Raw genomic sequence first — 14477 nt, forward strand, 5'->3', positions numbered from 1 at the left:
GGTCTATCTTCGGGTTGCGGGTTTTCCCCGTAGCCGGCCGATGCCGTGATCGAGAAGCACCGCGAGCACGCTCAATCCGATGAACAGCGCGGTGATGGCCAAGGCCGAAACGGCGACGCTGGCCGCGCCGTTCTTGGCGACGTCAAGGAACGGGTAGGGCACTTCGCCGGCGAATGGCGCGCGTATCAGCGCGTAGGCGAGATAGGCGAGTGGATAGATCATCCACCAGGGGATATCGCTCCAAGTTCGCCGGCCGTCGGCCCCCGCCACAAGCCACCACAGCACGAACAGCACTGGCGTCACATAATGCAGGAGAATGTCGCAGAGCAGGAAAAGGCCCTGCGGCTGCCAGAGCCGCGCCAGCACCGTGGCATAGACGATGAACCCCAGCGAAATCGCGACGCCCACGCCGGTCCGCGCGCGGGGTCCGGCAAAAGCCGGAAACCATGCATAGCCGGCGGGCGACAGCAGGGAAACGTGGACGAGCACGGCGCCGATATTGGTCAATATGGTGAAGAAGCTGAAATAGAAGACGATTGAGCCGAGCAGGCTGCGGCCGGCTTCCATCGACGCCGGAATGGTTATGCAAAACTGCAGGACAACCCCGGCCAGGCCAGCGATGACACCTGCGATCTGCACCAGGCGGCCCATCGTTTTTACGCCGCCGCGGCGCAGGACGGATTGCCGGCCTGCCAGCGGGCGATGTCGGAGCCGATGCGCGCGCCGAGCGGCTCGTTCATCAGCGGCCCGAAGACGTCGACGCGGCTGGAATTGCCTTGCGCCTGCACGACCAGCAGCGGCTTGCCGCCATAATGCTTGGCGGGCACCAGCAGGAAGCGCGGCGTGCCGCTGTAGGAATTGAGCTCATTGGCCATCTGGTAGGCCTTGAAGGCTGGATCCTTGCTGGCGATCCAGCATTTATGGGCCGCGATGGCGACCTGTTCCATGGCCAGCAGCGAGGCGCTTTTGCCTGAGGGGACCGGCGTCGTCTTGGGGCTGGACTGGCAGGAAGCCAAGGCGAGCCCGGCGGCGGCCAGGAGAGCAAGGCGAGCAATCGTCAGTCTCATGGTCAGTCCGCCCCCGCGTTCTGGGAAGTTTTTAAAGGATCAAGCGGCGATGCCGAGCGCGCTCTCGAACAGCGCCCGTCCGTCATTGCCGCCATGTGCCGCCTCGATCAGGTTCTCGGGATGCGGCATCAGGCCGAGCACGTTGCCCTTGTCGTTGACGATGCCGGCGATGTCGTTGATCGAGCCGTTGGGATTGGTGCCATCCGCATAGCGGAAAACCACCTGGCCTTCGCCTTCGAGGCGGGCAAGCGTGTCGGCATCGGCGAAATAATTGCCGTCATGATGCGCGACCGGCGAGCGGATGACCTGCCCGGGCTGGTAGCCGCGCGTGAACATGGTGTTGGCGTTGGCGATCTGGAGCTTCACCTGCCGGCAGACGAACTTCAGCGAGGCATTGCGCATCAAGACGCCGGGCAGCAGCCCAGCCTCGACCAGGATCTGGAAGCCGTTGCAGACGCCGATGACGGTGACGCCCTTGGCGGCCTTTTCGGCGACCGCCCGCATCACCGGCATGCGCGCCGCGATCGCGCCGCAGCGCAGATAGTCGCCGAAGGAGAAGCCGCCGGGGATGGCGATCAGGTCGACATCGGGGATTTCCGTGTCGGTCTGCCAGACGGTCGCCGGCGCCTGGCCGGAAATCTTGGTCAGCGCCGCGATCATGTCGCGGTCGCGGTTGAGGCCAGGCAGGAGGACGACGGCTGATTTCATTTTGGTTCGAAAGGCCTCTGATTTTCGGCAAGTTCCCGCAAGTCGAGGCGGCGCTCTATGCGTTCGAGTCGCTCATCCTGACGGCCAAGAATACCATAGATGTTATGGATATCACTCTGCGTGGCCACCATGTGACCTCGCATAACGTTCAACTCACGCTTGGCTTCGGACACATCCTGGCGAAGTTCGCCGATTTCGTGATGGACCCGCTTCAGCAGCTCGAACATCAATTCGTTCGTGGCTTCCGGCATTGTGCCTCCGCTACAACCTCAGGTTATAGCAACACTATAATTCTCAATCACCGTGTTCGCCAGAAGCTTGTCGCACATGGCCTTTAGATCGGTTTCGGCCTTGGCCTTGTCGGTTCCGGCGAGCTCGATGTCGAACACCTTGCCCTGGCGCACCTGGCCGACGCCGTCGAAGCCCAGCCCGGAGAGCGCATGCTCGATCGCCTTGCCCTGCGGGTCGAGAACGCCGTTCTTGAGGGTCACGGTGATACGGGCTTTCATCGATACTCCTGGGCAGGCGGTCGTTTGGGAAAAGGGCCTGCCATTGTCCGGCAGGCCCGTCAGTAACTAGTGCTTCAGGCCCTTGGGCGCTTCGGAAGAAGCGACGAGCACGGGACCCGTCGGGCGCGGCGGCTCGTTCTCGTTGATGATGCCGAGACGGCGGGCAACTTCCTGATAGGCCTCGACCAGGCCGCCCATGTCGCGGCGGAAGCGGTCCTTGTCGAGCTTGTCCTGGGTGGCGACATCCCACAGCCGGCAGGAATCCGGCGAGATCTCGTCGGCGACGACGATGCGCATCATGTCGCCCTCGAACAGGCGGCCGCACTCGATCTTGAAGTCGACGAGCTGGATGCCGACGCCGAGGAACAGGCCGGAGAGGAAGTCGTTGATGCGGATGGCCAAAGCCATGATGTCGTCGATTTCCTGCGGGCTCGCCCAGCCGAAGGCGGTGATGTGCTCTTCCGACACCATCGGATCGTCGAGCGCGTCGGCCTTGTAATAGAACTCGATGATCGAGCGCGGCAGCACCGTGCCTTCCTCGATGCCGAGTCGCTTGGACAGCGAGCCGGCGGCGACGTTGCGCACGACGACCTCGAGCGGGATGATCTCGACTTCCTTGATCAGCTGCTCGCGCATGTTGAGCCGGCGGATGAAGTGGGTCGGGATGCCCATGCGGTTCAAATGGTTGAAGATATGCTCGGAAATGCGATTGTTGAGCACGCCCTTGCCATCGACCACTTCGTGTTTCTTCTTGTTGAAGGCGGTGGCGTCGTCCTTGAAGAACTGGATCAGCGTTCCCGGCTCAGGTCCTTCATAGAGGATCTTGGCCTTGCCTTCGTAGATGCGGCGGCGATTTTTCATATGGATTTTTCTCTGGATCTGCGGGCAGGCGGCAAGTGACCAGTTCCTGTCCGTCTGCCTAAATTAGTATGGCGACGGCGGCGTTCAATGCCGGTGTTATCGCAATCGCCTTGTTTGCTCAATCGCCAAATCCCGCGAATCAACCGCTTTCGGAACCGAAATGCCGCAGCGCAGCATGCGACGAAGCATATTGACCGGCCCGCGGCCTTTTGGTTTGTGCTTGCCCATCACACATATTCGCCGCCAAGCGAATCGAATTGATCGGAGGGACGCCATGAGCAGCATGAAAGACCGCGAAGAGGGTTTTGAGCGCAAATTCGCCTTCGACGAGGAACTTCGCTTCAAGGCCTCGGCGCGCCGCAACAAGGCGCTTGGGCTGTGGGCCGCCGAGAAGCTCGGCAAGTCCGGCGCCGATGCCGAAGCCTATGCCAAGGAAGTGGTGATCTCCGATATCGAGGAAGCGGGCGACCATGATGTCTTCCGCAAGATCCGCAAGGATTTCGATGCCGCCAGCGTCAACCAGTCCGACCATCAGATCCGCCGCACCATGGACGAGCTGATGGCGCAGGCGATCGAGCAGATCAAGAACACCTGAGGCTGTGCGGGTATGATGTCACCCGAAACCGCTTCACCCTTTTTCGGCATCGGGCCCTATCTCTTTGCCTTTACGCAATTCCGGACGGAAGGTTACGGCGAAGTCGCCGAACCTAAACGTTTCACACTTTTCCTGGAATTGCCCTGACTGGACCAATCGACCGCCCGGTAAAACCGGGCGGTTTTTCTTTGCCTTAGCGCCGTTTTCGACCGAAACTGCGGATTGTTAACAAGGAAGTTCCGATGTCGCTCAAGTCCCGCCTGGCCGCCGACGAAACGCTGTTCACCGCCTGGTCGGGCGTGCCGGACGCGCTGACGGTCGAGATCATCGCCAAGCAGGGTTTCGACGCGGTCACCCTCGACATGCAGCATGGCGGCCACCACGAGGACAGCGTGCTGCGCGGCCTGGTGCCGGTGCTGGCCGCCAACAAGCCGGCGCTGGTGCGCATTCCGGTCGGACGCTTCGACATGGCGAGCCGCGCGCTCGATTTCGGCGCCGAGGCGGTGATCGCGCCGATGGTGAACTCCGTGGCCGATGCAAGGCAATTCGCGGCCGCGATGAAATATCCGCCGCTGGGCGAGCGCTCCTGGGGTCCGACCTATGCCTTTCCACGCCACGGCAAGGGCGACCATGCCGAATGGCTGCGCGATACGAACCAGCGCACCATGGCTTTCGCCATGGTCGAGACGCGTGCGGCCCTCGACGCGCTGGACGGCATTTTGGATACGCCCGGCATCGACGGCATCTTCGTCGGCCCGTCGGATTTCTCGATCGCCTGGTCGAACGGCGCCACCGTCAGCTCGACGCTGGAAAGCATGATGGAGACGGTCGCGTCGATCGCCGAGCGGACGCGCAAGGCCGGCAAGCATGCCGCGATCTATGTCATCGAACCGGCGATAGCCGGGCGCGTCGTGTCGATGGGCTTCCGGCTGCTCGCCATGGGCTCCGACCACACGCTGATCTCGCTCGGGGCGAAGACGCTGCTGAAGAGCATGCGCGATTCGATCGGTTCTTAAGGCGTTTTGATATTCAGGTGAGGCCGGCCTGCAAATGCCGGCTTCCCGCGCTTCCGGTGCTCACGTACTTGAAGTACGCTCCGCTCCGGTTCTCTGAAGCCACCATTTTCGGCTCGGCCTGACCTGAATCTCAACACACCTTGGTCGTCTTAGGGTTCTTTCAACTCCGTCAGGAATTTGGCGAAAGTCATCGAACCCTCAGGCCACGGGCCGAAACCGGCGTCGTGGTTGAGGTGGCCTGCCTCGCCTGCGTCGATGAACAGCGATCCCCAGGCGGCGGCAATGTCCTCGGCGACCTCGAAGGCGCAGAACGGATCGTTGCGGCTGGCAATGACGATCGACGGGAAAGGCAGCGGATCGCGCGAATAAGGGCCAAAGGTCATCAGATGACGCGGCCTCAGCTCAGGATTGGCGACATCCGGTGGCGCCACGAAAAAGGCGCCGGCGACCGGCTTCTTGAATTGCGGGATGGCCTGAACCGCCGCCGCGACGCCAAGCGAGTGCGCGACGAGCACCACCGGCCGCTCGGCCTCGTTGACGGCGTTCGCCACGCTCGCCGTCCAGTCATCGCGCACGGGCTTGGTCCATTCCGCCTGCTCGACCCGGCGCGCCGTCGACAGCTTCGACTGCCAGCGGGTCTGCCAGTGCTCGGGGCCGGAATTGGTGTAGCCTGGCACGATCAGAATATCTGCGTCTTTGACTTTCATGGCGTCGATGTAGCGAGCGGCCTTCTCGCCTGCAACCCTGCTCGCAAATCGATCGATATCGCAATTGTGAACAACTTGTTCGATTCTTGCTGTCTTGTGTGAACGATCGCAATCGACAATCTGAGGAGGACAACAGCCGGCGGCTGGAATATCCCATGCCGGGAAGCTGCCGAGACGGAGAGATTGATGAGCGAACTGCCTTTTGCCGCGACCACCCCGGTCAGCGTTTCGCGCCTCGGGCTGAAGGCGCGCGACGCCGAGAGCCTGGCGGCCTATTACCGCGCCGTTGTCGGCCTGCAGGAACTGAGCCGCGCCGATGGCGCGATCACGCTTGGCGCCGCCAATCGCCCGCTGCTGGTGCTCGAGCCGGATTCTTCGGCCAAGCCGGACGATCCACGCAGCGCCGGACTTTTCCACACCGCTTTCCTCCTGCCGTCGCGCGCCGACCTCGGCCGCTGGATCAGCCACGCCGCCGCCAACCGCATCGGCATCGAGGGCGCCTCCGACCACCTGGTCAGCGAGGCGCTTTACCTGACCGACCCGGAAGGCAATGGCATCGAGATCTATGCCGACCGCCGTCCCCAGGACTGGAAATGGAACGGCGACAAGATCGCCATGGCGACCGAGCGCCTGAACCTGCCGGCGGTGGTGGGCACCGTGCCCGCGGGCGATGCCGGCTGGCAGGGCGCGCCGGAAAACACCGTCGTCGGCCATGTGCATCTGCGCGTCGGCCGGCCGGAAGATGCGGAGGCCTGGTGGCATGACCAGTTCGGCTTCGACACCGTCGCCAAATATGGCAGCCAGGCGGTGTTCCTGTCATCGGGCCATTACCACCATCATATCGGCGCCAATGCCTGGCAGAGCGCCGGCGCCGGCCACCGCGATCCGTCCCGCTCAGGCCTCGCCTGGGTCGAGATGCGCTCGGACAATGTGAAGGCGGAGACGAGCCGCGAGGATCCCTGGGGTACGGTGATCAGGACCGTACCTGGGAAGGCGTGAACGACGGCTGCGTCAAGCTGGAGCACCCCCCTCATCCGTCTCGGCGCTGCGCGCCGATCCACCTTCTCCCACAAGAAGGGGAGAAGGGAAGATCGCGCCGGCGCCGCTGCCAATCGCAAACGCTGGTGATTGACTGAGGCGTGAGCGCCAGATTTCCTCTTCTCCCCTTGTGGGATAAGGTGGCTTGTCGTGAAACGACAAGACGGATGAGGGGTGTTCCCAGCTTGCGCTAGCGCGCAACTCTTATCCGACGTCAAGCCTCTCCGAACACCCGCTTGAAGATCGTGTCGACATGCTTGGTGTGGTAACCGAGGTCGAATTTCTCGCGGATATCAGCTTCCGATAGCGCGGCCGTCACCTCCTTGTCGGCGAGCAGTTCCTCTAGGAAATCGGCGCCGTGCTCCCAGACCTTCATGGCGTTGCGCTGCACCAGGCGGTAGGAGTCCTCGCGTGACAGGCCGGCCTGGGTCAGCGCCAGGAGCACGCGCTGCGAATGCACCAGCCCGCGGAACTTGTTGAGGTTCTTCTCCATGTTCTCGGGGTAGACGAGCAGCTTGTCGACGACGCCGGTGAGGCGCGCCAGCGCGAAGTCGAGCGTCACCGTAGCGTCGGGTCCGATCATGCGTTCGACCGAGGAATGCGAGATATCGCGCTCATGCCAGAGCGCCACGTCCTCCATCGCGGGCAGCGCCATCGAGCGCACCATGCGGGCAAGGCCGGTGAGATTCTCGGTCAGCACCGGATTGCGCTTGTGCGGCATCGCCGACGAGCCCTTCTGGCCCGGCGAGAAATACTCTTCCGCTTCCAGCACCTCGGTGCGCTGCAGATGGCGGATTTCGACGGCGAGGCGCTCGACCGACGAAGCGATCACGCCAAGCGTCGCAAAGAACATGGCGTGGCGGTCGCGCGGGATCACCTGGGTCGACACCGGCTCCGGCTTCAGCCCAAGTTTTGTCGCAACATGCTCTTCGACGTAGGGCTCGATGTTGGCGAAGGTGCCGACGGCGCCTGAAATGGCGCAGGTGGCGATGTCTTCGCGCGCGTGCACCAGCCGCTCGCGGCAGCGCGAGAATTCGGCATAGGCCTGCGCCAGCTTGACGCCGAAGGTGGTCGGCTCGGCATGGATGCCGTGGCTGCGGCCGATGGTGACGGTGTCCTTGTGCTCGAAGGCGCGGCGCTTGAGTGCGGCAAGCAGGGCGTCGATGTCGGCAAGCAGGATGTCGCTGGCGCGCGTCAGCTGCACGGCAAGGCAGGTGTCGAGCACGTCCGACGAGGTCATGCCCTGGTGGATGAAGCGGGCATCGGGTCCGACGAATTCGGCGAGATGGGTGAGGAAAGCGATGACGTCATGCTTGGTAACGCGCTCGATCTCGTCGATCTTGGCGACGTCGAATTTGGCCGCGCCGCCTTTTTCCCAGATCGTCCTTGCCGCTTCCTTGGGGATGACGCCCAGTTCCGCCAGCGCATCGCAGGCATGCGCCTCGATCTCGAACCAGATGCGGAAGCGGGTTTCGGGCGACCAGATGGCGACCATTTCCGGCCGGGAATAGCGAGGGATCATCCGTTTTTAAGTCCTGCTTGGGAGAGGCATCGGCCGCGTCCTAACAGAGGCGGGCCCAATGCTCAACGCCGCTGCCGTGCAAACCAGATGCTGGCCCCGACAAGTGCCGCAAAACCCAGCGGAAAATAGAGCCGCACGCCGAGCACGACGAACTGGTAGAGCGCGGTCATCATGGTGAACGCGAATTCGAACGCCCAGGTCAGCGTGAGCGCCGGCGCATGCCACTCGGCGTAATAGGAGCGATATTGCAGCGCGAAGAGGCCGCCGGTGAAGGCGAGTGTCGTCGTCAGAAGCGACACGAATGCCGCGGCCAAGGCTGTTTCCCAATTGCGGTCCCGAGAAACCAGCCTGGCCAGCGTCAGCCCGACCGGGAAGGCGAGTAGGCCGCCAAGGCCGTAAAGCAGCGCAACGAAACGGATCCTGTCGGGCGTCTCCCAGGCGGCCAGCAGAAGATTTGCCAGCGCGCTGCCACTCATGGCGCCGCCCCAGAGCAAAGTTCCGACAACGACCTCGTTTGCCGTCGGAACGGCGGCACGCAACAGGTCCGTGATACCGCGGCGCAAGGGAACTTGCTGCAGCGGCATCATGGGCGGCGAGCGGTATCGCGCGCCGGGTGACCGGGCAGGCCGGGCGTCATCGGCATGACATCTGTCTCATGGACGTCATGCCTATCACGCCATGGTGAACGAGACGTGCCGTGCGATGCATCCAATCCGGCGTTCATTTGTTATTGTCGGCCGTCTCGCATCCGAAAGGGCAAATCGCCATCCAGCGGAGGACCAGCATGAGCACCGACATCAGCAAGATACGCGGACATATGGAAGTGATCGGCGCCGACGGCGTCCATATCGGCACCGTCGACAAGGTCGAAGGTGACCGGATCAAGCTGACCAGGGCCGATAGCGGCATGGGCTCGCATAAGGGCCATCACCACTATATTTCGCTCGCCCTGGTCGCGGAGATCGACGGGCAGAAGGTATGGCTCTCCGCGAATTCCGATGTCGCGGTCACCTTCGAGGAAGAAAAGTCCGATCCGACCTGATCGGCGCCGAGCCGATCAGCGCGACGACCAGACGGGGAACAGATCGCCGTCCGCGGGTATCGCGGCATGGACGCCGCGGCTGATGGCACGCGCCATGGTCGCGCCGGCCGCCGCGAACAAGTCGATAGCCGCATCGGCGCCGAGTTCTATTCCGCTCCTGCCCGTCGCCAGCGCGAACACCAGATCGCCGTCGGCCGGGGTATGCGTCGGCCAGATGGAGCGGGCGAAGCCGTCATGCGCCGAAATCGCCAGCCGCTTGGCCGCGGCCTTGGTCAGGACGGCGTCCGTGGCGATGACGGCGATGGTGGTACTGCCGGCCTCCGCATGTCCGCCGACGCGCCTGTCTCGGTATTTCAGCAATATCTTCCTGGCGTCGTCAGGCATGGGGTCTGGATAACCCAGGCCGCCGAATTCGTCGCCGATCTCGAAGGGCGCCGCCCAGAAATGGCGGCTACGGCCTACAGTCACCGAGCCTGTCGGGTTGACGGCGGCGAGCGCGCCAACGGTGACGCCGCTGTCGAGCACCGTCGAAGCCGAACCCAGGCCGCCTTTCAACCCGGAGGTCAGCGCGCCGGTGCCGGCGCCAGCCGTACCGATGGCGAAATCGACGGTTGCCGCCTGCGCGGCCGCATAGCCAAGCTCGCGGTAGGGCGGATAACGGCCCCAATCCTTGTCGCCGCCATTGCGCAAGTCGAACAGGATCGCGGCCGGCACGATCGGCACGCGGAAGCCGCCGACCTCGACACCGATGTCCTTCTCGCGCAGCGCCGCCTGCGCGCCGGAGGCAGCGTCGAGACCGAAGGCGGAGCCGCCGGACAGGACGACGGCATGGATCGTCGCGATCGAATTCTGCGGTTCGAGCAGGTCGGTCTCGCGCGTGCCCGGCGCGCCGCCCAGCACCTGGAAGCCGGCCACGGCAGGCTCATCGCACAGCACCACCGTGACGCCGGATTTCAGCCTGGCGTCGGCGGCATTGCCGACGCTGAGGCCGGCAACGTCGGTGATCAGATTGCGCGGCCCCGTGCGGAACATCACTTGTCCTCCAGCGGTACGAAATGCGTGCCGTCGAAGCGGAAGACGCGGAACGGGTTCTGGCTCAGATCTCCCTTGTCGTCGAAGCGGATGGTGCCGATCGCGGTGGTGAAATCATGGCCGGTCAGCGCCTGGCCAAGCGGCTGACCGGAGCTTTCGGCGCCGGCCAGCGCGGCTTTGGCGATTTCGACGGCGGCATAGGCCGGAAGCGTATAGCCGTCCGGCGCGATGTTCTTCGCGGCGAAAGCCTGCATCACCTTGGGATCGGCGACCTCCGACCATTCCGGTGGGGCGATCATCAGCGTGCCGCCGGCGTAGGGCACATCGCCCGGCGGTGTGCGCAAGTTTTCGCCGCCGGCAAAGGTGATGCCGGCGTCGAGCTGGGCGGCGTCGCGGCCCATGATGGCGATGTCGTCGCCGTCGCCGCCGGCGAACACTTTTGTCGCACCGGCCTTCTTCAGCCGGCCGATCAACCCGATCTGGTTGTCGAGCTGCGGCCGGAACGTGTCGACGAAGACGGGTTTCAGCGCCGCCTGCTCGGCCGCGGCGCGCAAGGTCTCGGCCATCTCGCGGCCATAGATGGTGCCGTCGTCGACGATGGCGAACAGGTCGTCGCGCCAGAGCTGCGTGAGCTTGGCGGCGACCGCATTGCGCTCATCGTCGCCGCGCGGGCCGAGCCGGTAGACCGGCCAGCCGGTCTTGGCGCGCCGGTCGGTCAGGCTTTCGGTGCGCACGCCGACCGTGATCACCGGAATGTTGGCGTCCTTCAGGATCGGCAGCGCGGCCTCGATCGCCTCGGTGCAGAGAAAGCCCACCACGACATTGACCTTGGCGTCGACGAATTCCTTTGCCGCGGCTGCGCCGCCATCGGCGGTGCAGGCATCGTCAACGGCTTTCACCGTGACGCCGTTTGCCTCCGCTGCCAGACTTGCGCCGGTCTCAATCTGGTTGCCGAGAACAGCCGACGGACCGGAAAGCGGCGCGGCAACGCCGACCAGCACCTCGGCGTCGGCGCCCGCGGCCAGCGACAGCCAGAGCAGCACGGCTGATGTCGTCGTGAGAAGACGCATTCGGGCTAAGAGATCCTCCATGCCGGGAATACAGTCCCGACACTATTCCAAGAAATGCCTAAAGGCTGGCTAAGCGCCGCGCAACACGCGAATTTGCGGATTGCAGTCAAGCACTTCGCCCGTGCTATGCAACTTGTGGCGTGCAATATGCCGCCATATATAACGAACTGGTTCCGACAGGTGGATTATCGGGTGCTGAAGATCAATGATATCGGGCCGCAGCACTATCGCGATGCGATGGCGCATTTTGCCGGCCATGTGCATGTGGTGACGACGGATGGGCCCGGCGGCAAACGCGGCGCGACGGTGATTGCCGCCTGTTCGGTCTCGGACACGCCGCCGACGGTGCTGGTCTGCCTCAATCGTGAGAACGCCAAGAACGAGGCCTTCATCAAGAACGGCAAGTTCGCCTTGAACACGCTGGCTTCGGACCAGGAAGCCGTCTCCGTCGGTTTTTCCGGCGTCACCGGCCTGCCGGCGGAGGAGCGCTTCGCGCTGGCCGAATGGGACGTGATCTCGACCGGCGCGCCGACGCTGAAGGGCGCGCTCGCCGTGTTCGACTGCGAGATCATCGACGCCAAGGACCTCGCCACCCACCGTGTGCTTTTTGGCAAGGTGACAGGCCTGCGCATCGGCGATAATTTGCGGCCGCTGATCTACCACAACCGCGGCTATCATTTTCTTTGAAACGGGCATTTTCTTTGAAAAGGGCGGGCGGGATCCTCGGAGACAAGATGATCGCGCCGCGTCCCGCGCCGAACTCGATCGACGAAACGCTCGATCTTCTCACCGGCGCGGACTATGTCGCGGACCGTTCGCTGGCGACCGTGCTGTTCCTTTCGCTGCGCATGAAGCGGCCCTTGTTCCTCGAGGGCGAAGCCGGTGTCGGCAAGACCGAGATCGCCAAGGTGCTGGCCGACGCGCTCGGCCGCCGGCTGATCCGCCTGCAATGCTATGAGGGGCTCGACGTCTCCTCGGCGGTCTACGAGTGGAATTACGCCGCGCAGATGATCGAGATTCGCATGGAGGAGGCGGCCGGCAAGGTCGTGCGCTCCGACATGGAGCGCAACGTGTTCTCCGAAAAATACCTGATCCGCCGTCCGGTGCTCGATGCGCTGACCGGCAAGGCAGGTGCGGCGCCGGTGTTCCTGATCGACGAGCTCGACCGCGCCGATGAGGCTTTCGAGGCCTTCCTGCTCGAGATTCTCTCCGACTTCCAGGTTACGGTTCCCGAGCTTGGCACGATCAAGGCGGAAGAGCCGCCGATCGTCATCATCACCACCAACCGCACGCGCGAGATTCACGACGCGCTGAAGCGTCGCTGCCTCTATCACTGGGTCGACTACCCGAATGCCGAGCGCGAACTGGAGATCGTGCGCCGCAAGGTGCCGCAGGCGAACCGCCGGCTGTCGGCGGAGGTCGTGTCCTTCATCCAGAAGCTGCGCCAGGTCGAGCTGTTCAAGGCGCCCGGCGTCGCCGAAACCATCGATTGGGCCGGCGCGCTGACAGAACTCGACAAGGTGGCGCTCGATCCGGAGACCGTGTCGGACACGATCGGCGTGCTTTTGAAATACCAGGACGATATCGCCCGTATCGGCGAAGGCGAGGGCCGGCGCATCCTCAATGAGGTGAAGGCCGAGCTTTCGGCGGAGTAGGCGCGGTGCCATCGCCGCGTCCGGAACCCAAAGAAGCGCTCGCCGATGGGCGCATCGCCGACAACATCGTCTATTTCGCGCGGGCGCTGCGCAAGGCCGGCATGCGCGTCGGCCCGGCCTCGGTGAAGGACGCCATCGAGGCGGTGCTTGCCGCCGGTATCGGCTCGCGCGACGATTTCTACTGGATGCTGCATGCGGTGCTGGTGTCGCGGCACGAGGACCAGCCGGTCTTCGACGAGGCCTTCCGCCTGTTCTGGAAATCGCGCGAGCTGATCGAGAAGCTGCTGGCGATGTTTTCGCCAGTCGCGCCGGACAACGCTGAGAAGCAGAAGCCGCGCGCGGCCGAGAACCGCGTCAGCCAGGCGATGTTCGAAGGCCACCAGAAAAACCAGCCGGTGCGCGAAGTGCCGGAGATCGAGGTCGACGCGCGCCTCACCTTTTCCGGGAACGAGGTGCTGCGGGGCAAGGATTTCGCCCAGATGGATGCGGCGGAGATGGCCGAAGCCAAAAAGGCGATTGCGGCCTTGCGCCTGCCGTTCGATCTCATCCGCACGCGGAGCTTCAAGGCGGACGCGCAGGGGCGCCGAATCGATCCGCGCGCCATGATGCGCTCGGCCGCGCGCACCGGCGGCGAGCTTATCCTGCCGAAGTTCCGTTCGCCGCGCGAAGTACATCCGCCGCTGGTGGTGCTGGCCGATATTTCCGGCTCGATGAGCCAATACACGCGCATCTTCCTGCATTTCCTGCATGCGTTGACGGAAAAGCGCCGGCGCGTGCATGCCTTCGTCTTCGGCACGCGGCTGACCAACCTGACCCGCCAGATGCGCCATCGCGATCCAGACGAGGCGCTGGCCGAATGCTCGGCGGCGGTGAAGGACTGGTCGGGCGGCACCCGTATCGGTGACACGCTCGCCGAGTTCAACCGGTTGTGGTCGCGGCGGGTGCTGGGGCAGGGCGCGGTGGTGCTGCTCATCACCGACGGGCTGGAACGCGACGACGTCACCGGCCTATCGGAGGAGATCGAGCGGCTGCACAAATCCTGCCGGCGGCTGATCTGGCTCAATCCGCTCTTGCGTTTCGACGGCTTCGAGGCGCGTGCCCGTGGCGTCAAGGCGATGCTGCCCTATGTCGACGAGTTCCGGGCGGTGCATAATCTCGATGCGCTGGCCGATCTTTGCGCCTCGCTCGACCAGCGGCCGGCGGCTTCCGTCGATCCGCGCCGCTGGCTGCGAACTGGCGACAGGCGGGCGGCGTAGCCATATGTTCCTTGGGAATCTTTTCTCGGGAAAAACAGACTTTGTGAGAAGCGACGATGGATGAGAGCATTTATCTTGATGAGGCCCGCGATCCCCTGATCATCGCGGAAGGCTGGATGAAGGACGGCAAGGATGTCGCCATCGCGACCGTGGTCGAGACCTGGGGTTCGGCGCCGCGTCCGGTCGGCAGCCATCTGGTCATCGACGGCGAGGGGAATTTCCATGGCTCGGTCTCCGGCGGCTGTGTCGAGGGCGCCGTGGTGACCGAGGCGATCGACGTCATCGACAACGGCAAGGCGAAGATGCTGGAGTTCGGCGTCGCCGACGAGACCGCCTGGCAGGTGGGGCTGTCCTGCGGCGGCCGCATCAAGGTCTATGTCGAGCGGCTGGGCTGACCGC

Annotated in this window: 19 protein-coding genes; 8 read left to right on the forward strand and 11 right to left on the reverse strand. The window is 64.0% G+C overall.

All coding sequences use genetic code 11. The features are described from left to right. Positions 1–3: 3 nt before the first annotated feature. From FJ471_RS20145 to purC, 6 genes are all read right to left on the reverse strand, one after another. A complete protein-coding gene (locus FJ471_RS20145; protein WP_140806152.1) occupies positions 4–651 on the reverse strand; it encodes a Pr6Pr family membrane protein in 648 nt (215 codons plus the stop codon). A gap of 5 nt (positions 652–656) precedes the next feature. Then, positions 657–1067 (reverse strand): hypothetical protein, encoded by a 411-nt coding sequence (locus tag FJ471_RS20150; RefSeq protein ID WP_140806154.1) that lies wholly within the window; start codon positions 1065–1067, stop codon positions 657–659. 39 nt (positions 1068–1106) lie between these two features. Further along, positions 1107–1775 (reverse strand): phosphoribosylformylglycinamidine synthase subunit PurQ, encoded by a 669-nt coding sequence (gene purQ, locus FJ471_RS20155; RefSeq protein WP_140806155.1) that lies wholly within the window; start codon positions 1773–1775, stop codon positions 1107–1109. Then, positions 1772–2026, reverse strand: coding sequence for a hypothetical protein (locus FJ471_RS20160; RefSeq protein ID WP_140806157.1), 255 nt, complete (start codon positions 2024–2026; stop codon positions 1772–1774). The genes purQ and FJ471_RS20160 overlap by 4 nt, the downstream gene beginning before the upstream one ends. Before the next feature lie 18 nt (positions 2027–2044). Continuing rightward, positions 2045–2284, reverse strand: a complete 240-nt coding sequence (gene purS, locus FJ471_RS20165; RefSeq protein ID WP_140806158.1) for a phosphoribosylformylglycinamidine synthase subunit PurS — start codon at positions 2282–2284, stop codon at positions 2045–2047. Between the two features lie 66 nt (positions 2285–2350). Continuing rightward, positions 2351–3145 (reverse strand): phosphoribosylaminoimidazolesuccinocarboxamide synthase, encoded by a 795-nt coding sequence (gene purC, locus FJ471_RS20170; RefSeq protein WP_140806160.1) that lies wholly within the window; start codon positions 3143–3145, stop codon positions 2351–2353. A 274-nt stretch (positions 3146–3419) separates the two neighbouring features. Between purC and FJ471_RS20175 the strand changes: the two genes are divergently transcribed. Beyond that, entirely contained in the window at positions 3420–3740 is a 321-nt protein-coding gene (locus FJ471_RS20175) for a DUF1476 domain-containing protein (protein ID WP_140806161.1), read from the forward strand. Between the two features lie 242 nt (positions 3741–3982). Continuing rightward, complete coding sequence (locus tag FJ471_RS20180) at positions 3983–4756, forward strand: HpcH/HpaI aldolase/citrate lyase family protein (RefSeq protein ID WP_140806163.1); 774 nt, start codon at positions 3983–3985, stop codon at positions 4754–4756. 149 nt (positions 4757–4905) lie between these two features. Here the strand turns inward: FJ471_RS20180 and FJ471_RS20185 are convergent, their stop codons facing one another. Continuing rightward, entirely contained in the window at positions 4906–5463 is a 558-nt protein-coding gene (locus FJ471_RS20185) for an alpha/beta hydrolase (protein WP_140806164.1), read from the reverse strand. A 186-nt stretch (positions 5464–5649) separates the two neighbouring features. On the opposite strand from FJ471_RS20185, the gene FJ471_RS20190 reads away from it, so the two are divergent. After that, positions 5650–6462, forward strand: a complete 813-nt coding sequence (locus tag FJ471_RS20190; RefSeq protein WP_140806166.1) for a VOC family protein — start codon at positions 5650–5652, stop codon at positions 6460–6462. 253 nt (positions 6463–6715) lie between these two features. Here FJ471_RS20190 and purB read toward each other — a convergent pair whose 3' ends face one another. Continuing rightward, entirely contained in the window at positions 6716–8023 is a 1308-nt protein-coding gene (gene purB, locus FJ471_RS20195) for an adenylosuccinate lyase (protein ID WP_140806170.1), read from the reverse strand. 62 nt (positions 8024–8085) lie between these two features. After that, positions 8086–8499, reverse strand: coding sequence for a hypothetical protein (locus FJ471_RS20200; protein WP_140806174.1), 414 nt, complete (start codon positions 8497–8499; stop codon positions 8086–8088). A gap of 308 nt (positions 8500–8807) precedes the next feature. Here FJ471_RS20200 and FJ471_RS20205 point away from each other — a divergent pair, with 308 nt between their 5' ends. Further along, complete coding sequence (locus FJ471_RS20205) at positions 8808–9065, forward strand: DUF2171 domain-containing protein (protein ID WP_140647493.1); 258 nt, start codon at positions 8808–8810, stop codon at positions 9063–9065. Positions 9066–9080: 15 nt separating this feature from the next. On the opposite strand, the gene FJ471_RS20210 is transcribed toward FJ471_RS20205, so the two are convergent. Further along, a complete protein-coding gene (locus FJ471_RS20210) occupies positions 9081–10097 on the reverse strand; it encodes a P1 family peptidase (protein WP_140806178.1) in 1017 nt (338 codons plus the stop codon). Next, positions 10097–11167, reverse strand: a complete 1071-nt coding sequence (locus tag FJ471_RS20215; RefSeq protein ID WP_140806182.1) for a branched-chain amino acid ABC transporter substrate-binding protein — start codon at positions 11165–11167, stop codon at positions 10097–10099. The genes FJ471_RS20210 and FJ471_RS20215 overlap by 1 nt, the downstream gene beginning before the upstream one ends. A 192-nt stretch (positions 11168–11359) precedes the next feature. Here FJ471_RS20215 and FJ471_RS20220 point away from each other — a divergent pair, with 192 nt between their 5' ends. From FJ471_RS20220 to FJ471_RS20235, 4 genes are read left to right on the forward strand one after another with little or no spacing between them, the layout of a single operon-like run. Beyond that, positions 11360–11854 (forward strand): flavin reductase, encoded by a 495-nt coding sequence (locus FJ471_RS20220; protein ID WP_140806185.1) that lies wholly within the window; start codon positions 11360–11362, stop codon positions 11852–11854. Positions 11855–11901: 47 nt separating this feature from the next. Continuing rightward, complete coding sequence (locus FJ471_RS20225) at positions 11902–12822, forward strand: MoxR family ATPase (RefSeq protein ID WP_140806189.1); 921 nt, start codon at positions 11902–11904, stop codon at positions 12820–12822. A gap of 5 nt (positions 12823–12827) precedes the next feature. Next, complete coding sequence (locus FJ471_RS20230) at positions 12828–14078, forward strand: VWA domain-containing protein (protein ID WP_140806193.1); 1251 nt, start codon at positions 12828–12830, stop codon at positions 14076–14078. Positions 14079–14134: 56 nt separating this feature from the next. Continuing rightward, positions 14135–14473, forward strand: a complete 339-nt coding sequence (locus tag FJ471_RS20235; RefSeq protein WP_140806197.1) for an XdhC family protein — start codon at positions 14135–14137, stop codon at positions 14471–14473. Positions 14474–14477: the final 4 nt, after the last annotated feature.

The organism is Mesorhizobium sp. B2-7-1, assembly GCF_006440735.1.
GTDB lineage: Bacteria > Pseudomonadota > Alphaproteobacteria > Rhizobiales > Rhizobiaceae > Mesorhizobium.